The sequence below is a fragment of the Bradyrhizobium sp. 186 genome (assembly GCF_023101685.1).
GTDB lineage: Bacteria > Pseudomonadota > Alphaproteobacteria > Rhizobiales > Xanthobacteraceae > Bradyrhizobium.
In genome coordinates, this window is the sequence record NZ_CP082164.1 from 6,784,026 (window position 1) to 6,804,393 (window position 20,368).

At 64.5% G+C, this 20,368-nt stretch carries 18 protein-coding genes; 10 read left to right on the forward strand and 8 right to left on the reverse strand.

The features are described 5' to 3' along the window. Positions 1–94: 94 nt before the first annotated feature. Positions 95–1,690, reverse strand: coding sequence for a glycosyltransferase family 39 protein (locus tag IVB18_RS32815; RefSeq protein ID WP_247991792.1), 1,596 nt, complete (start codon positions 1,688–1,690; stop codon positions 95–97). A gap of 231 nt (positions 1,691–1,921) precedes the next feature. Then, a complete protein-coding gene (locus tag IVB18_RS32820; RefSeq protein ID WP_247984463.1) occupies positions 1,922–3,529 on the reverse strand; it encodes an ABC transporter substrate-binding protein in 1,608 nt (535 codons plus the stop codon). A 270-nt stretch (positions 3,530–3,799) separates the two neighbouring features. Here IVB18_RS32820 and IVB18_RS32825 point away from each other — a divergent pair, with 270 nt between their 5' ends. The 8 genes from IVB18_RS32825 (at position 3,800) to IVB18_RS32860 (ending at position 14,351) form a co-directional block, all read left to right on the forward strand. Next, the gene (locus IVB18_RS32825; protein WP_247984464.1) at positions 3,800–4,930 is read left to right on the forward strand and encodes a M20/M25/M40 family metallo-hydrolase; all 1,131 of its coding nucleotides are present in this window, start codon (positions 3,800–3,802) and stop codon (positions 4,928–4,930) included. 260 nt (positions 4,931–5,190) lie between these two features. Continuing rightward, positions 5,191–6,132 carry an ABC transporter permease gene (locus tag IVB18_RS32830; protein ID WP_247984465.1) on the forward strand — a complete coding sequence of 314 codons (942 nt, stop codon included), beginning with the start codon at positions 5,191–5,193 and terminating at the stop codon, positions 6,130–6,132. 23 nt (positions 6,133–6,155) lie between these two features. Continuing rightward, positions 6,156–7,043: an ABC transporter permease gene (locus tag IVB18_RS32835; protein WP_247984466.1), complete on the forward strand. Its 888-nt coding sequence runs from the start codon at positions 6,156–6,158 to the stop codon at positions 7,041–7,043. Positions 7,044–7,170: 127 nt separating this feature from the next. After that, complete coding sequence (locus tag IVB18_RS32840) at positions 7,171–8,820, forward strand: ABC transporter ATP-binding protein (protein ID WP_247984467.1); 1,650 nt, start codon at positions 7,171–7,173, stop codon at positions 8,818–8,820. Positions 8,821–9,168: 348 nt separating this feature from the next. Beyond that, on the forward strand, positions 9,169–10,674 hold the full coding sequence (locus IVB18_RS32845) for a M81 family metallopeptidase (RefSeq protein WP_247984468.1): 1,506 nt from the start codon (positions 9,169–9,171) through the stop codon (positions 10,672–10,674). Positions 10,675–10,735: 61 nt separating this feature from the next. Further along, entirely contained in the window at positions 10,736–11,908 is a 1,173-nt protein-coding gene (locus IVB18_RS32850) for a M20 aminoacylase family protein (protein ID WP_247984469.1), read from the forward strand. Further along, on the forward strand, positions 11,901–13,322 hold the full coding sequence (locus IVB18_RS32855) for an amidase (protein ID WP_247984470.1): 1,422 nt from the start codon (positions 11,901–11,903) through the stop codon (positions 13,320–13,322). The genes IVB18_RS32850 and IVB18_RS32855 overlap by 8 nt, the downstream gene beginning before the upstream one ends. 138 nt (positions 13,323–13,460) lie before the next feature. Beyond that, positions 13,461–14,351, forward strand: coding sequence for a crotonase/enoyl-CoA hydratase family protein (locus IVB18_RS32860; RefSeq protein ID WP_247984471.1), 891 nt, complete (start codon positions 13,461–13,463; stop codon positions 14,349–14,351). 33 nt (positions 14,352–14,384) lie between these two features. On the opposite strand, the gene IVB18_RS32865 is transcribed toward IVB18_RS32860, so the two are convergent. The 3 genes from IVB18_RS32865 to IVB18_RS32875 are packed head-to-tail and all read right to left on the reverse strand — an operon-like array spanning position 14,385 to position 16,719. Beyond that, positions 14,385–15,362 carry an NADPH:quinone oxidoreductase family protein gene (locus IVB18_RS32865; protein ID WP_247984472.1) on the reverse strand — a complete coding sequence of 326 codons (978 nt, stop codon included), beginning with the start codon at positions 15,360–15,362 and terminating at the stop codon, positions 14,385–14,387. Beyond that, positions 15,362–15,970: a 2-hydroxychromene-2-carboxylate isomerase gene (locus IVB18_RS32870; RefSeq protein WP_247984473.1), complete on the reverse strand. Its 609-nt coding sequence runs from the start codon at positions 15,968–15,970 to the stop codon at positions 15,362–15,364. The genes IVB18_RS32865 and IVB18_RS32870 overlap by 1 nt, the downstream gene beginning before the upstream one ends. Positions 15,971–16,017: 47 nt before the next feature. After that, positions 16,018–16,719, reverse strand: a complete 702-nt coding sequence (locus tag IVB18_RS32875; protein WP_247984474.1) for a glutathione binding-like protein — start codon at positions 16,717–16,719, stop codon at positions 16,018–16,020. Positions 16,720–16,828: 109 nt separating this feature from the next. On the opposite strand from IVB18_RS32875, the gene IVB18_RS32880 reads away from it, so the two are divergent. Together IVB18_RS32880 and IVB18_RS32885 are read left to right on the forward strand one after the other, a co-directional pair. Then, entirely contained in the window at positions 16,829–17,851 is a 1,023-nt protein-coding gene (locus tag IVB18_RS32880) for a methionine synthase (RefSeq protein ID WP_247984475.1), read from the forward strand. Continuing rightward, entirely contained in the window at positions 17,851–18,084 is a 234-nt protein-coding gene (locus IVB18_RS32885) for a hypothetical protein (RefSeq protein WP_247984476.1), read from the forward strand. Before IVB18_RS32880 ends, IVB18_RS32885 begins: the two co-directional genes overlap by 1 nt. Here IVB18_RS32885 and IVB18_RS32890 read toward each other — a convergent pair. The 3 genes from IVB18_RS32890 to IVB18_RS32900 form a co-directional block, all read right to left on the reverse strand. Continuing rightward, entirely contained in the window at positions 18,081–18,698 is a 618-nt protein-coding gene (locus IVB18_RS32890; protein WP_247984477.1) for a hypothetical protein, read from the reverse strand. The two genes, IVB18_RS32885 and IVB18_RS32890, sit on opposite strands and share 4 nt — an antisense overlap. 153 nt (positions 18,699–18,851) lie before the next feature. Further along, complete coding sequence (gpt, locus tag IVB18_RS32895) at positions 18,852–19,379, reverse strand: xanthine phosphoribosyltransferase (protein ID WP_247984478.1); 528 nt, start codon at positions 19,377–19,379, stop codon at positions 18,852–18,854. 38 nt (positions 19,380–19,417) lie between these two features. Then, on the reverse strand, positions 19,418–20,155 hold the full coding sequence (locus tag IVB18_RS32900; RefSeq protein ID WP_247984479.1) for a molybdopterin-binding protein: 738 nt from the start codon (positions 20,153–20,155) through the stop codon (positions 19,418–19,420). Positions 20,156–20,368 lie beyond the last annotated feature (213 nt).

A 20,368-nucleotide genomic window follows, 5' to 3' on the forward strand; every position in this document is an offset into this window, starting at 1 on the left:
AACCCCGTCGCGTTCGGCGCCGACCGTGCCGCACCCGCCATTCGCAAGCGAGGGGCTCGAACAAGTGCGCGGCGGTCACTGCTAACCGCGAGGGCTACTCCGGAGTACGCCTGCTGGCGCCGAAATCATCCGCGGCGCTCTCGGGCGTTGCGCTGGTAGCGCGCGGTGGCACCATCAGCACAACCACTTCCCGCGTGAGGCCTGGCCGACCCCACAGGGTCCCCTGCACGGTGAACTCACGCCTGACGAAGTGTCCGGCTCGCCCGGACACCCATTCCATCCACCGGCTGCAATAGTCCTGACCGCGAAAACAGAGTGCCGCCCAGCCGCGGTCCAGCGTTGCCTTGCGCGGCACGCCCCAAGTGTCTTGATAGTCGAATGCCCGCGCGTAGTGCGGATGATCCGGGCTGTAGAACGCCGTTGCGAAGGCCAGCGAATCGTCGCCGCTGACGGCGCCGAGCGGCTCTCCGGTCAGCTCGCGCCATTGGCGGGTGAGTTCGTTCGCTGCCTGTGCGTAGAGGTTACGTCCCTCTTCGTAGCCGTGCGTGTTGCGGTAGACGGCGTGGATCGGCGCCGCGACGAAGATTGCGGCGAGCGCGACGACTGCGGTGATGACCGTGACATTGACGGTGTAGAAGCGCTCGATCGGGTAGCGCGTGCCGCAGACGATGAGCACGACGAACAGGAACAACCCCTGCAACGCCCATAGCGACGGCAGATCGGTGCCCATCGCCAGCGACGTCAGGACCGGCAGCACGATCGTGCCGATGGCGAGGTAGAAGAGCAGCCGCAGGCTCGGGTTCATCGCGGCGAAGTCGGCCGGAAACTGCTTCAGCCGCGTACCCGCAATCAACATCCACACCACAGCCGATACGCTCATCGCTGCCGCCAGCCCCAGCAGAAAGTTCTTCACCTCGCCAAGTGAACTCACGGCGTTGCCGTTGGCGTGGGTCATCGCATAGGTGAAGGTCGAAGCTCCCGTGGTCACGAGCCAGGAGATGTGCGGCGACAGCACCGAGAGCCCCGTGATGACCGATATCCAGGGCGAAGCGGAGAGGAAATAGGCGCGTCGCGCCGGATGCGCCAGCGCTGCAAAGGCAAAACTCGCGACGAGAAAGACCGAGTAATACTTGCCGACCATCGCCAGCGCCGTGGTGCATCCGACGGCGACGGCCCAGAACGCGCTGCGGGTCTCAAACGCGCGCAGGAAGCAATATGTCGCCAGCGGCCAGGCCGCGAGCAGCACCGCATTGGCGTTGAAGCGCTGGGCGTGGAATTGGTAGGCCGGCGTCAGCATCAGCAGCAGCAGGACCAGGATGCGCTTGTGCCCGGTCACGAACTGCCGCGCGATCAGGTCGACGAAGAACAGCGCGAGGCCCGCATTCGTCATCGCCATCAGTTGCAGCGACCAGTCGTTGAGTGGGAAGATGGAGGTCCAAGCCGCCGTAACCCACCCCATCAGCGGCGGATGCTTGTGATAGCCCCAGGCGAAATTCCGTCCAAGCGCCCAGGCCTCGAGCGTGTCGGGATGCAGGCCGCCGCCGGCATAGGCGATGACAAGATAGAGCGTCCAGAGCGCAACGAAGCAGACCAGCAGCAGCGGCACCGCCCAGCCCGCCTCCACAGCGTCGAGCCAACGCAGAATCGGCCGACGCCAACGCGCCGGCGCGCGATCGGACCGTTCGGCCATCGCCTGAAGTGCAAAATCGATCGGCACGTGATTCAAATCGAGGAAGGAAAGTGATGTTCGAAGACAAACCATCTATTTCAGAAAGGAAACAAATAGCAATGATTGGAAACTGGAAGAGCTCAAAGCTCCACGTCTTTAAGCTGACGCCAAGCTGACAAACGACAACGGCGCCGCTGATGACAGCGGCGCCGCGTGATGGTCGCGACGAAAGGTACGGAACGCGCTCTCGCCCTACTCGGTCTTGTCGACGTTCCAGAACACCGGGGTCGCCGGGCCGTCGAGCACGCCGGTGAGCGACTTCCGCCACGCGCTCGGCGCCAGATACTGGCCGAGCGGAACGTAGATCACCTGGTCATAGGCTTCCTTCTGGATCTCGGTCGCGATCTTCTTCTGATCGTCGAGCGAGGCGGCGCGAACGAAGTCGTCCTTGAGCTTCTCGATCTTGGCGTTCTCCGCCCAGCCGAACCAGCCCTTCTTGCCCTGACCGCCGATCGAGAGATTGGAGATCGGGTTGGAGACGTCGGCGCTGACCCAGTTGGTGAAGAACATGTTCCAGCCGCCTTCCTTCGGAGGCTTCTGGCTGGCGCGGCGGCTCACCACCGTCTGCCAGTCGGTCGCCTGCGCATCGACCTTGAAGCCGGCTTCGCGGAGCAACTGCACCGCGACCGTCGGCTGCGCCTTCAGCGTCACGACATCGCCGGGCACCATGACCACGACGGGCGTGCCGTCATAGCCGGACTCGGCGAGCGCCTTCTTGGCTTCCGCCATGCCGTTGCCCTTGACCAGCGATTCCGAGCCGACGTCTGTCGCGAACGGCGTGTCGCAGATGAAGAAGGCACCGCAGATCTTGTAGTATTTGGGATTGCCGACGAGCGCGTCGAGCACGTCCTTCTGGTTCATCGCCAGAAGTGCGGCACGGCGGATCTTCGGATTGTCGAAGGGCGGATAGAGGAAGTTCATGCGCCCGAGCGTCTGGTAGCCGAATTTGTTCAGCGTCTCGACCTTGAGATCCGCATTGCCTTCAAGCACCGGCAGCAGATCCCACGGCGGCACTTCCATGAAGTCGATGTCGCCCGATTGCAGCGCGTTCACCGCAGTCTGCGCGTCCGGCATGGTGATCCACTCGACGCGGTCGACTTTCACCACCTTGCCGCCGGCGGTCCAGCTCGCCGGCTCCTTGCGCGGCACGTAGTCGGTGTTCTTGACGTAGACCGCCTTCACGCCGGGCTGGAATTCACCCTGCACGAACTTGAACGGGCCGGAGCCGATCTGCTCCGGGATCTGCTTGTCCGGCGGCGTCTCGGCCAGACGCTTCGGCATCATGAAAGGCACGCGCGAGGACGGCTTGCCGATCGACTCGAGCACGAGCGCGTAGGGCTCCTTCAGCTTCAGCGTGATGGTCTTGGGATCGGTCGCCTCGATGCTGGCCGTGAAGGTCCACATCTGCTGGCCCATGCCGTCGACGGCGGCCCAGCGCTTCAGCGAGGCGACGCAGTCTTCCGCCGTCACCGGCGTGCCGTCATGCCACTTCAGGCCGTCTCGCAGCGTGAAGGTGTAGGTGAGCTTGTCGTCGGAGATCTTCCAGTCGGCCATCTGCGGCTGGATCTTGAAGTTCGCATCCGTCGCAATCAGCGTGTCGTAAACCATATAGCCATGGTCACGCGCAATGTAGGCGGTGGTGAAGATCGGATCGATGATGCGCAGATCCGAATGCATCACCGCGGTGATGGTCTTGCCGGCCGCAAGCACTGGCGAGGCCAGCGCGGTCGAAAGCGCGACGACCGACAGCGCAAGTTTGGAGGCCAACGCGCGACGCCCCCGGCGCATCAAGTGGAACATAGAAAGTTTCTCCTGACGTGAAACTGTTCAAAGGCAGGTCATTGGTTGAGCATTCGGTTCGTTCTTTAGGCGAAATAACCTCATGCAATGCCTTTATCTTTTCGAGACTTGCAGACGGTGCCGAGCGCGTCAATCCGGTTTCGCCGCAGCCCCTGGCGGCGCGTGCACGGGCTCCACAAGGATCGGTTTAGCTCTACAACACCATCAGCTCATCCCTCCCCACGCGGATGCAATGCGCGTTCCATCTTTCGAAGCTTGCGAGACCTTAAGATGAATCCAGCCAATCTTCCCCTTGATTCCGAGGCGATGCTCCAGGGCTTGCGCAGCTGGGTGGAATGCGAAAGCCCGACCTGGGACGCGAATGCGGTGAACCGCATGCTCGATATCGCAGCGCGGGACATGGCGATCATGGGTGCGACGATCGAGCGCATCGCCGGCCGGCAGGGCTTCGGCGGTGCGGTTCGCGCCCGCTTTCCGCATCCGAAGCAGGGCGAGCCGGGAATCCTGATCGCCGGGCACATGGATACCGTCCACCCCGTCGGCACCATCGAGAAGCTGAAATGGCGGCGCGAAGGCAACAGGTGCTACGGCCCCGGCATCTATGACATGAAGGGCGGCAATTATCTCTCGCTGGAAGCAATCCGTCAGTTGGCGCGCGCCTCGTTCACCACGCCGCTGCCGATCACCGTGCTGTTCACGCCGGACGAGGAAGTCGGCACGCCCTCGACGCGGGATATCATCGAGGCGGAGGCCGCGCGCAACAAATATGTGCTTGTGCCCGAGCCCGGCCGCGCCGACAACGGCGTCACCACGGGACGCTACGCGATCGCCCGCTTCAATCTCGAGGCAACGGGACGGCCCAGCCACGCCGGCGCGACATTGTCGGCGGGACGCTCGGCCATCCGCGAGATGGCGCGGCAGATCCTCGCCATCGACGCGATGACGGCGGAGGACTGCACTTTCTCGGTCGGCGTCGTGCACGGCGGACAATGGGTCAACTGCGTTGCCACGACTGCCACCGGGGAAGCCCTTTCCATGGCCAAGCGCCAGACGGATCTCGACCGCGGCGTCGAGAGGATGCTGGCGCTGTCTGGCACAACCAATGATGTCACCTTCAAGGTCACCCGTGGCGTGACGCGGCCGGTGTGGGAGCCGGACGCCGGCACCATGGCGCTGTACGAGAAGGCCCGCGGCATCGCCAAGGCGCTCGGGGCGGAATTGCCGCATGCGAGCGCCGGCGGCGGCTCGGACGGCAATTTTACCGGGGCGATGGGCATCCCGACGCTCGACGGCCTGGGCGTGCGCGGAGGCAACGGCCACACGCTCGAAGAGTACATCGAGGTCGAGAGCCTGGTCGAACGCGGCCGCCTGATGGCTGGGCTGCTGGCGACGCTGGAGTGACGACCCAGCCGTCGTTCCGGGATGGTCCGAAGGACCAGACCTGGAACCTCGAGATTCTCAGGTGCGGAAGCCCGCACCTTAGTTCGATGCTGACGCATCGCCCCGGAATGACTCTGTGGGATGAAAGGCGCCCCCCAAACAACTAGCCGCACTGCAAAACCGGTTGCCCCCAATGGCACGGGAATTGCTGAAATGTTAGGCTGATGGCAGAACAGGCCATGACCGCTGCCTCCGATTGACTCTAATCTGACGGATCCAACTTGCTCGGATATCTCCTTCGCCGAATTTTCGCCGCCGTGCCCGTGATGGGCGTGGTCGCGCTGTTCGTCTTCCTCCTGCTCCGCCTCACCCCCGGCGATCCCGCCGCGATTCTCGCCGGCGACAACGCGACGCCGGAACGGCTGGAGCGCATCCGCACCTCGCTCGGCCTCAACGATCCCCTGATCGTGCAGTTCGTCACCTGGGTGAACAAGCTCTTGCACGGCGATCTCGGGACCTCGCTGATCTCCAACCTGCCGGTCATGAAGATGATCGGCCAGCGGGTCGAACCGTCGATCTCGATTGCGCTGTCGACCATCATCCTAGCCGTCGTCGTCGCCGTTCCCTTGGGGGTGATCGCGGCCTGGAAGCACGGCACCTGGATCGACCGCTTCGTGATGGGGCTATCCGTACTCGGCTTCTCGGTGCCGGTGTTCGTGGTGGGCTACGTCCTGATCGAGGTTTTTGCGATCGACCTGCGCTGGGTGCCGGTGCAGGGCTTCCGTAGCATCTCGAACGGTTTTGGGCCGTTCTTCGAGCGCATCATCCTGCCGACCTGTGCCCTCTCCTTCATCTATATCGCGCTGATCGCGCGCATGACGCGGGCGGCAATGCTCGACGTGCTCGGCGAGGATTATGTCCGCACCGCGCGCGCGAAAGGTATCAACGAGGTCGCCGTGATGATGCGGCATGCGCTCCGCAACGCCGCCGTCCCCGTGATCACCGTGATCGGCACCGGCTTTGCGCTGCTGATCTCCGGCGTCGTCGTCACCGAGAGCGTGTTCAACATCCCCGGCATCGGCCGCCTCACGGTAGATGCGGTGCTGGCACGCGACTATCCCGTGATCCAGGCGATGATTTTGCTGACGTCGCTGATCTATGTCGTCGTCAACCTTCTCATCGACGTCGCCTACACCCTGCTGGATCCGCGGATCCGGTACTGAGGCAAGGACAACCAAGGACAAAAATGTCGGTCGATACCCTTCCCCAGTCGTCCATTCCGATCACGTCGCCGCTGCGGCCGCGCTTCGGATTCCTCACCTCGACGCCGATCATTGCGGCGGCAACGGTCTGCCTCACGCTGATCGTGCTGGTCTCGATCCTGGCGCCGCTGATCGCGCCGCATGACCCGATCCAGCTCGCGCCTTCGCAGCGGTTGAAGCCCTCCTCCGCGCAATTCCTGCTCGGCACCGACGCCTATGGCCGCGACCTGCTGTCGCGCGTCATCTATGGTGGCCGCGTCTCGCTGCTGATCGGCATCGGCTCGGCGATCATGTCGATCGTCATTGGCCTGGCGATCGGCCTCGTCTCCGGCTTCTTCAAATTGGTCGATTCCGTCATGATGCGCATCATGGATGGCCTGATGGCGATGCCGAGCATCCTGCTGGCGATCGCCGTGGTGTCGCTGTCTGGCGCCAGCCTCTGGACCGTGCTGATCGCGATCACGATCCCCGAAGTTCCGCGCGTGGCACGCCTGGTGCGCTCGGTCGTGCTGTCGGCGCGCGAGGAGCCCTATGTTGAGGCGGCGATCTCGGTCGGCTCATCCCTGCCGAAGATCATGTGGCGGCATTTGATGCCGAACACCATCGCACCTCTGATCGTGCAGGGCAGTTACGTCTGCGCCTCGGCGATCCTCACCGAGGCCATCCTCTCCTTCCTCGGCGCCGGCATCTCACCGGAGACGCCGACCTGGGGCAACATCATGGCCGAGGGCCGCCAGTACTTCCAGCTCAAGCCGACGCTGATCTTCTGGCCGGGCCTGTTGCTGTCGATCGCCATCCTCAGCATCAACCTGATCGGCGACGCCGCCCGCGACGCACTCGATCCCCGCATGAAGCAGCGGGAGGGGAAGTGAAATCATTCATTCCGTCATTCCGGGGCGGTGCGAAGCACCTAACTAAGGTGCGGGCTTCCGCACCTGAGAATCTCGAGGTTCCGGGTTCGCGCTTGCGCGCGCCCCGGAACGACGGTGGAGACATTGCATGACCAACACCGTTCTCGACATCAACAACCTCGTCGTTTCCATCGGCAAGAAGCCGAAGGGTGCGAACATCATCGACGGCATCTCGATCCAGGTCCGCGAGCGCGAGACGCTGTGTCTCGTCGGCGAAAGCGGCTCGGGCAAGTCGGTGACCTCGCTCACCACGATGGGCCTGTTGCCGAAGGGCACGCTGGTTCCGACCGGCGGCAGCGTCAAGCTGGTCGGCGAGGAGCTGCTCACCGCGACCGACCGCCGCCTGCGGCAGCTGCGCGCCACGCAGATGGCGATGATTTTCCAGGAGCCGATGACCGCGCTCAATCCGGTGGTGCCGGTCGGCCGCCAGATCGACGAAGTCCTGCGCGCCCATACGGATCTCGACGCGAAAGCGCGGAAGAAGCGCATCCTCGACATGATGGAGCAGGTGCGGCTGCCACAGGTCGAGCGTATCTTCGCCTCCTACCCGCACCGCCTCTCCGGCGGCCAGCGCCAACGCATCATGATCGCGATGGCGCTGGTGCTGGAGCCGAAGCTTCTGATCGCCGACGAGCCCACCACCGCGCTCGACGTCACCACGCAGAAGCAGATTTTGACGCTGATCCGCGACCTTCAGCGCGATCACGGTACGGCCGTACTGTTCATCACCCACGACATGGGCGTGGTCGCCGAGATCGCCGATCGCGTCGCGGTGATGCGGCAGGGCCGCTTGGTCGAGACCGGCACGCTCGATTCCATCCTGCGCAATCCGACCATGGAATACACCCGCAACCTGCTCGCCGCGGTGCCGAGCCTGGTGCCGCGCGCGGCCCGACCCGAGACCAAGGAACCGGTGGTGCTGGAAGCCAACGAGCTCGGCAAGGTCTATCGCGAGCGCTCGTTCTTCGGCAAAGGCCGCGAGGTCGTCGCCGCCGACAAGGTTACGCTGACGCTGCGCAAGGGCCGCACGCTCGGCATCGTCGGCGAAAGCGGCTCGGGCAAATCGACCGTGGCGCGCTGCATCGTCCGCCTGATCGATCCGACCTCCGGAGGCATACGCCTTTCCGGCCGCGAGATCTCCGACATCTCGCGGCGGCTGCTGCAGCCACACCGGCAAAAGATCCAGATCGTGTTCCAGGATCCCTACCGCTCGCTCAACCCGCGCGTCACCGTCGGCGAGAGCATCGCTGAAGGTCCCATCAATTACGGCGTGTCGCATACCGACGCGCTCAAACGCGCCCGTGAACTGCTCGAGCTGGTCGGCCTGCCGGCCGATGCGGTGTCGCGCTATCCGCACCAGTTCTCCGGCGGCCAGCGCCAGCGCATCGCCATTGCGCGCGCGCTCGCGCTCGATCCGGACGTGCTGGTCGCCGACGAAGCCGTCTCCGCGCTCGACGTCTCCGTGCAGGCGCAGGTGCTGGAACTCTTCGACGAGATCCAGAAGCGGCTCGGCATCGCGATCCTGTTCATCACCCACGATCTGCGCGTCGCAGCCCAGATCTGCGACGAGGTGGTGGTGATGCAGCACGGCCGCGTCGTCGAACAGGGCCCTGCGGCCGAAGTGCTGACGCATCCGAAGGAGGCCTACACCAGGGCGCTACTCGAGGCAGCGCCGGGCCGCGGCTGGGATTTCGCGAATTTCCGGCCAGTGGCGGAGGGCGTGGCGGCGAGCGCCTGACATCGTCGCGCGCGATGGTGGGAGTGTGGAGGCGCCCTGCCTCCCCACTGTCGTCCCGGCGAAGGCCGGGACCAATACCGCGGAATCTATCGATTGCGCATGGCGCGAGTCCCGGGCGACCAGTCGTCGCAAAACTGCTCCCTGTGGCTATGGGTCCCGGCCTTCGCCGGGACGACGCCGAGAGTGTGGTTAGCAGGTACACCCACAACACCCATCGCATCCGCAGCATTCCCAAAACAGCTTGACCCCATGCGCTTTCGAATTGCTTCCCGGCTTGCTCTCGCCGCAAGGCCAAGGCTAACGTCGAAGGCTAACGTCGCGCACTTTCAATCGCCTGGACTGAATTGAATGACACGCATCGCCGTCGGCGGCTTTCTGCACGAGACCAACACATTCGCGCCGACGAAGGCGACGTTCGGGGATTTTCAGCATGGCGGCGGCTGGCCGGCGATGACGGAAGGCGCCGACGTGCTGAAGGTGATGCGGCGCATCAATGTCGGCCTCGCCGGTTTCGTCGAGAGCGCGGAAGCCAATGGCTGGGAACTCATTCCGACCATCGCCTGTGGTGCAAGCCCGTCGGCGCATGTCACCAGGGACGCCTTCGAGCGCATCGTCAAGGTGATGGTCGACGGCATCGCCGCTGCGGGGCCTCTCGATGCGGTCTATCTCGACCTGCACGGCGCAATGGTGACCGAGCATCTCGACGACGGCGAAGGCGAGATTCTGGCGCGCGTGCGCCGCGTCATAGGCTGGGATGTTCCGCTGGTCGCAAGCCTCGACCTCCACGCCAATGTCACGCCGGAGATGATGGAACATGCGGACGCGCTGATCGCCTACCGCACCTATCCGCATGTCGACATGGCCGAGACTGGCCGCGCCTCCGCAAAGCATCTCGCACTGCTTCTGAACACGAAGCAGCGCTTCGCAAAATCGTTTTGGCAATTGCCGTTCCTGATCCCGATCAGCTGGCAGTGCACCAACGACCAGCCGACCAAGGGCATCTATGAGAAGCTGGCCGCGCTGGAGAGCGACGCGGTTCCAACGCTGTCATTCGCGCCGGGCTTCCCCGCCGCCGACTTCCGCGACTGCGGGCCGAGCGTGTTCGCCTATGGCAAGACGCAAGCGGATGCCGACCGTGCGGCGGATGCGATCGTCAAGCTGATCGAAAGCCACGAGGACGATTTCGACGGCAAGATCTGGTCGCCCGACGAGGGCGTGCGTCATGCGATGGAACTGGCGAATAGCGCGAGCAAGCCGATTATCATCGCCGACACCCAGGACAATCCCGGTGCCGGCGGCGATTCCGATACCACCGGGATGCTGCGCGCGCTGGTGCGCAACAGGGCGAGTGCCGCGACCGGTGCGATCTACGATCCGGAATCGGCGAAGGCGGCGCATGCAGCCGGCGTCGGTGCCACCGTAACGCTGTCGCTCGGCGGCAAGTCCGGCATTCCCGGCGACGAGCCCTACACCGAGACCTTCGTCGTCGAAAAGCTGTCCGACGGCCGCTTCATCGCACCCGGCCCCTATTATGGCGGCCGCGAGATGGAGATGGGTCTTTCCGCCTGCCTTCGCATCGGCGACGTCCGCGTCGTCGTCTCCTCGCACAAGGCGCAGCTCGCCGACCAGGCGATGTACCGCTACGTCGGCATCGAGCCGACCGCGCAAAAGATCCTGGTCAACAAGAGCTCGGTGCACTTCCGCGCCGACTTCGAGCCGATCGCGGCAAAGCTCCTGATCTGCGCCGCGCCCGGCGCGATGCCGGCTGATACCGCCTCGCTGCCCTGGACGCGCCTGCGTCCCGGCATCCGCATCAAGCCGAACGGCCCCGTTTTCACTCCCAAGTCCCGCTAATGCCAAGTCCCGCTAATCCCAAGTCACGCTAATCCCAAGTCACGCTAACCGGACAGAACATATGCCCACGATCGACCGCATCGACGGCTACGCCGACGAACTCACCGCCATTCGCCGCGACATCCACGCTCATCCGGAGATCGGCTTCGAGGAGGTCCGCACCTCCGGCATCGTCGCCGACAAGCTGAAGAGCTGGGGCATCGAGGTGCATCGCGGTCTCGGCGGCACCGGCGTGATCGGCGTCATCAAGGGCAAGGGTTCGAGCGGCAAGCGCATCGGGCTTCGCGCCGACATGGACGCCCTGCCGATGGAGGAGAACACCAACCTGCGATGGCGTTCGACCATCCCCGGCCGCTTCCACGGCTGCGGCCATGACGGCCACACCACCATGCTGCTCGGCACCGCGCGCTATCTCGCCGAGACGAAGAATTTCGATGGCACCGTGCACCTGATCTTCCAGCCGGCCGAGGAAGGCCTCGGCGGCGCGCGTGCGATGATCAAGGACGGGCTGTTCGAGAAGTTTCCGTGCGACGAGCTCTACGGCCTGCACAACGCGCCCGACCTCAATCTCGGCGAGATCGCGATCCTGCCCGGCCCGGCGATGGCCGGCGCCGACTTCTTCGATCTCCGTATCACCGGCTATGGCGCGCACGGCGCGATGCCGGAGCGTTCGAAGGATGCGGTGGTGATCGCGACCACGCTGGCGCAGGCGATCCAGACCATCGTCAGCCGCAACGTCGAGCCGCTGCAGTCCGCCGTCATCTCGATCACCCAGATCCATGCCGGTTCGGCCTACAACGTCATTCCCGGTGAGGCGCATCTCTGCGGCACCATCCGCGCCTTCTCGGACGAGGTCCGCGCGCTGATCCGCGACCGCATGCGCACGATCTGCGCCGGCGTCGCGGCCGCCTTCCAGTGCGAGATCGAGGCCGACATCCGCGACACCTTTGGCGTGCTGGTCAACCAGGTCGAGCAGTCCAAGGTGGTCGAGGCGGTCGCACGCACCGTCGTCGATCCCGCCAAGGTGATCACCCGCACCCAGCCGAAGATGGGCAGCGAGGATTTTGCCGATATGCTCCAGACCATTCCCGGCGCCTATTTCTGGGTCGGCCATGACGGCTCGGTCCCCGTGCACAATCCCGGCTATGTGCTCGACGACAAGATCCTGCCGATCGGCGCCAGCATGTTCGCGCGTATCATCGAGACGCGTATGCCGGTGGGTGCTCATGCATAAAAAGAGCGTCGAAGAGGCGGTCACCCCGCTGCACGATCTCTCCGCGGTCGATCTGATCGTAGGCTATCGCGCAAAACAGTTCTCGCCGAGCGAGGTGCTGGAGGACGTGCTCGAGCACGTCGCTGCGTGGGAGCCGCATCTCAAGGCGCTCTATGCGTTCGATCCCGACGGCGCGCGCGAGGCCGCAAAGGCCTCGACCGCGCGCTGGACCGGCGGTGAGCCGTCCGGCCCGCTCGACGGCGTGCCGGTGACGGTGAAGGACAACATCGCGACCAAGGGCGTACCGGTGCCGCTGGGCGCGGCGAGCGTAAAGCTGGTGCCGGCCGAGAGGGACGCGCCGCCCGCTGCGCGCCTGCGCGAGGCCGGCGCGATCATCTTCACCAAGACCACCATGCCCGATTACGGCATGCTGTCTTCGGGGCTCTCAAGCTTCCACGCGCTCGCGCGCAATCCGTGGGACCTCTCCAAGAACCCCGGCGGCTCCAGCGCAGGTGCGGGCGCCGCTGCGGCGGCCGGCTATGGTCCCTTGCATCTCGGCACCGATATCGGCGGCTCCGTGCGCCTGCCCGCAGGCTGGTGCGGCCTGGTCGGATTGAAGCCGAGTTTTGGCCGCGTGCCGATCGATCCGGCCTATGTGGGCCGCGTCGCCGGACCCATGACCCGCACGGTCGACGATTGCGCGCTGATGATGAGCGTGATTGCCAAGGCCGACCGGCGTGATGGCATGAGCCTGCCCGCCGACCCTCTCAACTGGAAGGCACTGGAGAAGTCTCCGCGCAAACTGCGTATCGGCCTGATGCTCGATCCCGGCGTCGGCCAGCCGCTGGAGCAGCCGGTCCGCGAGGTCGCGGTGAAGGCCGCGAAAGCGTTCGAATCCGCCGGCGCGGTCATCACCGAAGTCGACGGCATCCTCACGCGCGAAATGCTCGATGGGCTCGATAATTTCTGGCGCGCGCGGATGTGGGACGATCTGTCGAAGCTGACGCCCACCGAGCAGGCCAAGGTGCTGCCCTATATCTTCAAATGGGGCGAGTCCGGTGCGAGGCTCTCGGGCGTCGACGTCATCAGCGGCTTCAACCAGACCATGGCAATCCGCGCCGCGGCGGCAAAGCTGTTCTGCGAGCTCGACTATGTGATCTCGCCGACGGCGCCGAACGTGAATTATCCGGCGGAGTTCGCATCTCCAACGAACAATCCCATGAAGCCGTTCGAGCACATTGCCTATACCGTGCCGTGGAATATGTCGGAGAACCCGGCGATCTCCATCAACGGCGGCTTCGATGGCAAGGGCTTTCCCATCGGCGTGCAGATCGTCGGCCGCCGCTTCGACGATATCGGCGTGCTCGGCATGGCCAAGGCCTTCGAAGGCCTGCGGGGCCCGCAGCGGCCGTGGCCGAGCCCGCCGGCCAAATAACGTTCCGTCGTGGCCGGGCTTGTCCCGGCCATCCACGTTCTCATACCGGCCGCCACATGCCCAGTCCGCGCAAGACGGACGCTGGCGGCCATGCATGACGTCTCTTCGAGACGGAATTCAAGAAGGGAAGAAAACCACATGGCTTATGAGACGATCAAGTACGAGGTCGCCGAGCAGATCCTCACCATCACGCTGAACCGGCCCGACAAGCTCAACGCCTTCAACGCGCAGATGCAGGCCGAACTGATCGACGCGTTCGACGCCGCCGACAAGGACGACAATGTCCGCGCCATCATCGTCACCGGCGCCGGCCGCGGCTTTTGTGCGGGCGCCGACCTCTCCTCCGGCGCCGACACTTTTGATCGCGACGCGCGGCGCGGACCGGTGAAGCGTTTCGCCGACGGCAAGGTCGACTACAGCGATTCCCAAGTACGCGACGGCGGCGGCCAGGTCACGCTGCGCATCTTCAAGTGCCTGAAGCCGGTAATTGCCGCGGTGAACGGCCCAGCGGTCGGCATCGGCGTCACCATGCAGCTTGCGATGGACATCCGCATTGCGTCCGAGGCTGCGCGGTTCGGCTTCGTGTTCTCCCAGCGCGGCATCGTGCCGGAGGCTGCCTCGAGCTGGTTCCTGCCGCGCATCGTCGGCATCTCGCAGGCGCTGGAGTGGTGCTATTCGGGCCGCGTCTTTCCGGCGCAGGAAGCTCTGGCCGGCCGCCTCGTCAGCAAGGTGGTGCCGCCGGATGATCTCTTGCCGACCGCGCGTGCGCTCGCCAAGGAATTTTGCGCAAAGACCGCGCCGGTTTCGGTGGCGCTGATCCGCCAGATGATGTGGCGCATGATGGGCGCGGACGATCCGATGGAAGCCCACAAGATCGACAGCCGCGGCATCTACGCCCGCGGCCGTTCCGACGATGTGAAGGAAGGCGTGGTGTCGTTCCTGGAGAAGCGTCCCGCGCAGTTCAAGAATAAGGTGTCGACGGATATGCCGGACTATTTCCCGTGGTGGACGGAGCGGGAGTACAAGTGACGCGAGGCGTCGCTTCCTGCTCCGCCGACAGTGTCAATCCATCACCAGCGCCACGCGCCCGATCGCCTTGCGCTCGATCAACAAGCGCATCGCTTTCGCATACTCTTCCAGCGGCAGGCGGTGCGAGATGTTGGGGCGTAGCTTGCCCTCCTCCGCCCAGGCGAGCAACGCCTTCAGGCGCACTTCGCCGAGTGCGGGATTTCTTCGAACCGCTTCGCCAGCGCGCACGCCGAGCACGCTGGCGCCCTTGATCAGCAGAAGGTTGGTCTTTGCAGAACCGATGCCGCCAGTGAAGCCGATCACCAGCAGCCGTGCGCCCCAGGCGATGCAGCGCATCGAGTTCTCGAACACCTCGCCGCCGACGGGATCGAACACGACGTCGGCGCCACGACCGTCGGTGATGCGCTTGACGGCATCACGAAACGGTTCGCGATCGTAGCGTATGAGATGATCGGCGCCGCGCGCCTTGGCGATGGCGAGCTTCTCGTCACTGGAGGCCGTCGCGATCACGGTGGCGCCCAGCATCTTGCCGATCTCGACGGCGGCGAGACCCACGCCGCCGCCAGCGCCGTGCACCAGCAACACCTCGCCCGGCTCGACCCTGCCGCGATCGATCAGCGCGTGATAGGCGGTGCCGTGGCCGGCGAGATAGGTCGCGGCCTCCGCATAGTCGAAGGTGGAAGGCATCGGCGTAAGCTGCGCGGGCGTCACCACCGCTTCATCGGTGAAAGCGCCGTGGCGCATTTTCACGATGACTTTGTCGCCGACGGCGACGCCGCTCACCTCCTTGCCGACCTCAGTCACGTCACCCGCGGCCTCCATGCCGGGCGTGAACGGCAGCTCGGGCTTGAGCTGATACTCACCTGCTGCCATCAGCACATCCGGAAAATTCAAGCCGGCCGCGCGGATCGCGACGCGCACCTCGCCCGGCTTCAGGCGACGCGACGGAAACTCCTCGAGCCGCAACGTCTCGGGCGCACCGAGTTCGCGGCAGACAACTGCCCGCACCATCAGGCCGCACTCGCCTTGCGGCGCAGCAGCGCCTCGCGGATCAGCGGCAGGCGGTCGTTGCCGAAGTACATGTCCGCTTTGTCCACGAAGATGGTCGGCGAGCCGAAGCCGCCGCGGGCCACGACCTCTTCCGTGTTGGCCTTGAGCTGATCCTTGATCCCCTGCTCCGCGATTCCGGCGAAGAACTTTTGCTCATCGATGCCGACCTTCTTGCAGATGTCGACGAGCACCGCATCTTGCGAGATGTCTTTGTCCTCGCCCCAATAGGTCTCGAATACCGCGGTCGCGAACGGCACCATGTCTTTGCCGAGCCAGATGCAGCCGCGCATCGCTTTCACGCTATTCACCGGAAACACCGTCGGCGGCATCTTGATCGCAAGGCCCGCCGAGCGCGCCCAATCCTGAAGATCCTTCTTCATGTAGTGCGCCTTCAACGGCACCGGCGTCTCACGCTGCGCATAGACGCTCGGGTTGACCGTGTTGAAGATGCCGCCGACCAGGATCGGTCGCCAGATGATCTCGGTGCCGAGCTCCTTTGCCAGCGGCTGGATGTTGTGGAAAGCGAGATAGGTCCAGGGGCTGGAGCAGTCGAAGAAGAATTCGATCATGGCGTTTCCTTTGTCGTGTTTGTTTCGCCCTCTCCTGTGGCGGCAGCTTATTTCTTTCCCAACAGCTCCTTAGCCTTCTGGCCAAACATAATCTTGCGTGATTCCTCGTCGAATGGCTCCTTCACGAACTTGCCGATCGCAAGCCCCGCCTGCACCTGCGGTCGTGCACGCACCTCCGCGTACCAGCGTTTCACGTTCGGAAAGTCGTCGAGCGTAAAGCCCTGCGCCTTGTGGGTCATGGTCCAGGGGAAGCAGGCGATGTCCGCGATGGAATAGTCACCGGCGACATAAGCGCCGGTCTTGGCCAACTGCCGGCCGAGCACGCCATAGAGCCGTGCCGCTTCGTCGCGATACCTCTGAATCGCGTAGGGAATCTTCTCCGCCGCATAAAGCGCGAAATGGCCGTGCTGGCCGAGCATCGGCCCCAGCCCCGCCATCTGCCACATCACCCATTGGATGGTGGTGGAGCGGCCGCGCAGATCGGTGGGCAAGAAGCGGCCGGTCTTCTCCGCCAGATAGATCAGGATCGCGCCAGTCTCGAACGCCGAGAACGGTTCGCCGCCGTCAGCAGGCGCGTGGTCGACGATCGCGGGAATGCGATTGTTCGGGCTGACGTCCAGGAATCCCGGAAGAAACTGCTCACCGGCGCGGATGTTCACCGGCATCACCCGATAGGGAAGCCCGAGTTCCTCCAGCATGATCGAGATTTTCCAGCCGTTCGGCGTCGGCGCATAGTAGAGATCGATCATCGCCTTCCCTGTCGCTATCGTCAGCTAGAATGACGATTTTTGTTGTTCTGTACCTCGACGTTAAGACATGGCAGGAAGAGGCGCAACACAACCCGCCGGGAGGGCCGCCATGCTGTTTCCAACCACGATCGCCGGCTCCTTGCCGAAGCCGGAATGGCTCGCCGAGCCCAACATGCTCTGGGCGCCCTGGAAGTCGAAGGGCGAGGAGCTTGCTCGCGCCAAGCGCGATGCGACGATGCTCGCGGTCAAGCTCCAGGAGGACGCCGGCATCGACATCGTCACCGAGGGCGAGCAGGCCCGGCAACATTTCGTGCACGGTTTCCTAGAGAAGATCGAGGGCATCGACTTCGCCCACAAGGTCGAGATGGGAATCCGCAAAGACCGCTACAAGGCGATGGTGCCGCAGGTGATCGCGCCGCTCCGGCTCAAGGGCCGCGTCCATGCCGACGAGGCACGCGTTGCGCGCATGCACACCAAGAAGAAATTGAAATTCACCCTGCCCGGTCCGATGACCATCATCGACACGATTGCCGACCGCTATTATGGCGACCGCGTCAAGATGGCCTTTGCCTTCGCCGATCTGCTGAACGAGGAGGCCAAGGCGCTGCAAGCCGACGGCGTCGACCTCGTGCAGTTCGACGAGCCCGCCTTCAACGTCTACATGGACGAGGTCAACGACTGGGGCGTCAAGGCGCTGGAGCGCGCGGCGCAAGGCCTGACCTGCGCCACCGCCGTGCACATCTGCTACGGCTACGGCATCAAGGCCAACACCGACTGGAAGGAGACGCTCGGCGCGCAGTGGCGGCAATATGAGCAGATCTTTCCGGCGATCGATGCCAGCCCGATCCAGCACGTCGCGATCGAGTGCCGCAATTCGAAGGTGCCGCTCGATCTCCTCGCCCTGCTCAAGAACAAGATTGTGCAGGCCGGCGTGATCGACGTCGCCAGCGATACGGTGGAGACCGCCGAGGACGTCGTGAAGGTGATCGATGCGGTCGCGAAATTCGTGCCCAAGTGCAACATCATCGCCACCACCAATTGCGGCATGGCGCCGATGCGGCGGGAGATCGCCGAAGCCAAGCTGATGGCGCTCGGCGCCGGTGCCGCGCTGGCGCGCGAGAAGCTGGGTTGATGGCGTCGATCCGATCAGCGCTCGTGATCGTAGCGCTTGCAGCGATTGCATTTCCAGCGCACGCGGAAGATCGCTCCGTGCTGCTGAACTGCAAGGCGATGGTCGAGCGCGCCTCAAAGGACACGGGCCGCGCGGGCGAAGCCGAGCTAACCCGCTGCCGCCAAGTGATCCGCGAATGGGCGCTGCGCGATGCACGGACGACCGTGGATGAACAGGGACGGCCGCTGCGCTAGCCGCGCGCCGTCGGATGCAACACAGGCTGATATCCGGCGATGATCGCGCGCAGCGTGGAAGGGGGCGTCAGCAACATCGGGCGATCGAGGGTGCGCGCATCCGGGGCATAACCCGCGGGTGACCACAGCAGCGCCTTGCCTTGCGTCACCAGAAAGCTCTCCTCGCCCTGTTGCACCATCGCGCCATCGGGCAATTCTGCCAGTGGTATCGGCAATGCGTGAAGCCGCTTGCGTCCGCGGTCGAGCCGTTCCCGGTGCAGCACGGCATCGATCGCTTTCGCGCTGATATTCTTCACACCATTTCCGTCCTGCCATAGAGAACGAAAACGCGTGGCATCGTCGCGGCGACAGAAGAAGCAGGGCCGGTGGCCGGCCGCAAAAGCGGTGGCCTCGTCGAGAAAGAACAGCTCCGTCCAGCTCCGCCGCGCCATCACCGGCCGCCGCCAACCGCGGAATTCGCACAGGCAGGTGATCCAGGCGGGCGACGACCACCGCTTCTTCAGCAGCGTCTTGGTCGCGGGATCATGGATGATGCCGCGATTGCCGGTGAACAGGCCGCGGTGAGGCGTGGCGACGACATCGCCGGTAGGCGTGACGCGGTTTTGCAGGGGCATGGCGCGGCTCTTCTCCCTCTCCCCGTTCTTACGGGGAGAGGGTTGGGGTGAGGGGCTGCTTCGGCAAATTCGGTGACAGTGGGACTCGCGGAGCGTCCCCCTCGCCCGCGCCTTTGGCGCGACCTCTCCCCGCAAGCGGGGCGAAGTGAAAAGCTACGCCGCGCCGTCGCGGAGCGGCGGGTGGTAGGTGAGCGCCGTGTCCCAGGGGAAGAAGATCCAGGTGTCCTGCGAGACTTCGGTGATGAAGGTGTCGACCAGCGGACGTCCCTTTGGCTTGGCGTAGACGGTGGCGAAGTGCGCGTCCGGCAGCATCTCGCGCACCAGCTTGCCGGTCTTGCCGGTGTCGACGAGGTCATCGACGATGAGGAGCCCCTTGCCGGTGCCGCCGCCGAGCTTCATCGCCGCGTCGGAAATGCCCTTGAGGACCTGAAGGTCGCCCTGCTTGGTGTGGTCGTAGCTGGCGATACAGACCGTATCGATGACGCGCACGCCAAGCTCGCGCGCCACGATCGCGGCCGGCACCAGGCCGCCGCGGGTGATCGCGATCACCGCGTGAAACGGACCGACCTCGTTGAGCCGCCAGGTCAGCGCCCGGCAATCCCGGTGGAATTGGTCCCACGAGACCGGAAAGGCCTTGCCCGCCCGCTCCTGCGCACTCGGTTCCGGTGCTTCACCGCCCATCGTCATCTCCTGCCAATCATCGTCCGGCAGCTTCCCTGCTACCGGGTGATGTCCAATCCCGCCAGCATTTCCTTCACCGCCGCCATGGCTGCTGCCAGCTTGTCGGCGTCGCGCGAGCGCACGACCAGGTTGGTGTTCGGCTTGGAGTCCTCGTCCATGAAGGGATAGCTGCCGATGATGGTGTCGGGGTGGTCGGCGGCGATCGCCCGCAGCGGGCTGCCGATGTCACCTTCCCTGGCATTGGCCCGGACCGTGTCGGAAAGCATGCGCACGCCGGATTTGAGCTTGGGCGAGACGATGTCCATCATCGCCTGCATGATCGACGGCACGCCCGCCATCACGATGACATTGCCGATCTTGAAGCCGGGGGCGAGGATGGTCGCGCTCTGGATCAGCTCGGCGCCGTCGGGAATGCGGGCCATGCGCAGGCGGGCCTCGTTGAGGTCCTGCTCGCTCCAGCGCTCGCGGAAACGGGCGACCACCTCCGGATGGTGGTCGATGCCGACGCCGAACGCCTTGGCGACGCTGTCGGCGGTGATGTCGTCATGGGTCGGCCCGATGCCGCCGGTGGTGAAGACGTAGGTGTAGCGTTGCCGCAGTGCATTCAAGGCGGCGACGATGTCGTCCTCGTCGTCGGAGACGATCCGGACCTCCTTCAAGTCGATGCCGATATTGGTCAGGTATTCGGCGATGAAGCCGATATTCTTGTCCTTGGTCCGGCCGGACAGGATCTCATCCCCGATGACCAGAATGCCCGCCGTGACGATCTCGCTCATACCTTAAGTCCCTCGCCTATCGCGCCGAATTTGCCGGGGTAACGCGTTGAAGTCACGCGGTTTTGCTGCCGAAATAAGCAGTCCTCAGCCATTTTTTCAGGCAGCTTTCCGGCCATCCCCGGCAAATGCCCTCAGTCCATGCATATCGCGCTGGCCCGGCCCTTGCTACCATCTAGGGAAGTCATGCAATCTTGCCGCATGGCCACGGAAAAC

Excerpts from the sequence above, each read along its gene's own strand:
- IVB18_RS32815 (WP_247991792.1), bottom strand. The coding sequence starts at position 1,690 with ATGGCCGAACGGTCCGATCGCGCGCCGGCGCGTTGGCGTCGGCCGATT.
- IVB18_RS32820 (WP_247984463.1), bottom strand. The coding sequence starts at position 3,529 with ATGTTCCACTTGATGCGCCGGGGGCGTCGCGCGTTGGCCTCCAAACTT.
- IVB18_RS32825 (WP_247984464.1), top strand. The coding sequence starts at position 3,800 with ATGAATCCAGCCAATCTTCCCCTTGATTCCGAGGCGATGCTCCAGGGC.
- IVB18_RS32835 (WP_247984466.1), top strand. The coding sequence starts at position 6,156 with ATGTCGGTCGATACCCTTCCCCAGTCGTCCATTCCGATCACGTCGCCG.
- IVB18_RS32840 (WP_247984467.1), top strand. The coding sequence starts at position 7,171 with ATGACCAACACCGTTCTCGACATCAACAACCTCGTCGTTTCCATCGGC.
- IVB18_RS32845 (WP_247984468.1), top strand. The coding sequence starts at position 9,169 with ATGACACGCATCGCCGTCGGCGGCTTTCTGCACGAGACCAACACATTC.
- IVB18_RS32850 (WP_247984469.1), top strand. The coding sequence starts at position 10,736 with ATGCCCACGATCGACCGCATCGACGGCTACGCCGACGAACTCACCGCC.
- IVB18_RS32855 (WP_247984470.1), top strand. The coding sequence starts at position 11,901 with ATGCATAAAAAGAGCGTCGAAGAGGCGGTCACCCCGCTGCACGATCTC.
- IVB18_RS32860 (WP_247984471.1), top strand. The coding sequence starts at position 13,461 with ATGGCTTATGAGACGATCAAGTACGAGGTCGCCGAGCAGATCCTCACC.
- IVB18_RS32865 (WP_247984472.1), bottom strand. The coding sequence starts at position 15,362 with ATGGTGCGGGCAGTTGTCTGCCGCGAACTCGGTGCGCCCGAGACGTTG.
- IVB18_RS32870 (WP_247984473.1), bottom strand. The coding sequence starts at position 15,970 with ATGATCGAATTCTTCTTCGACTGCTCCAGCCCCTGGACCTATCTCGCT.
- IVB18_RS32875 (WP_247984474.1), bottom strand. The coding sequence starts at position 16,719 with ATGATCGATCTCTACTATGCGCCGACGCCGAACGGCTGGAAAATCTCG.
- IVB18_RS32880 (WP_247984475.1), top strand. The coding sequence starts at position 16,829 with ATGCTGTTTCCAACCACGATCGCCGGCTCCTTGCCGAAGCCGGAATGG.
- IVB18_RS32885 (WP_247984476.1), top strand. The coding sequence starts at position 17,851 with ATGGCGTCGATCCGATCAGCGCTCGTGATCGTAGCGCTTGCAGCGATT.
- IVB18_RS32890 (WP_247984477.1), bottom strand. The coding sequence starts at position 18,698 with ATGCCCCTGCAAAACCGCGTCACGCCTACCGGCGATGTCGTCGCCACG.
- gpt (WP_247984478.1), bottom strand. The coding sequence starts at position 19,379 with ATGGGCGGTGAAGCACCGGAACCGAGTGCGCAGGAGCGGGCGGGCAAG.
- IVB18_RS32900 (WP_247984479.1), bottom strand. The coding sequence starts at position 20,155 with ATGAGCGAGATCGTCACGGCGGGCATTCTGGTCATCGGGGATGAGATC.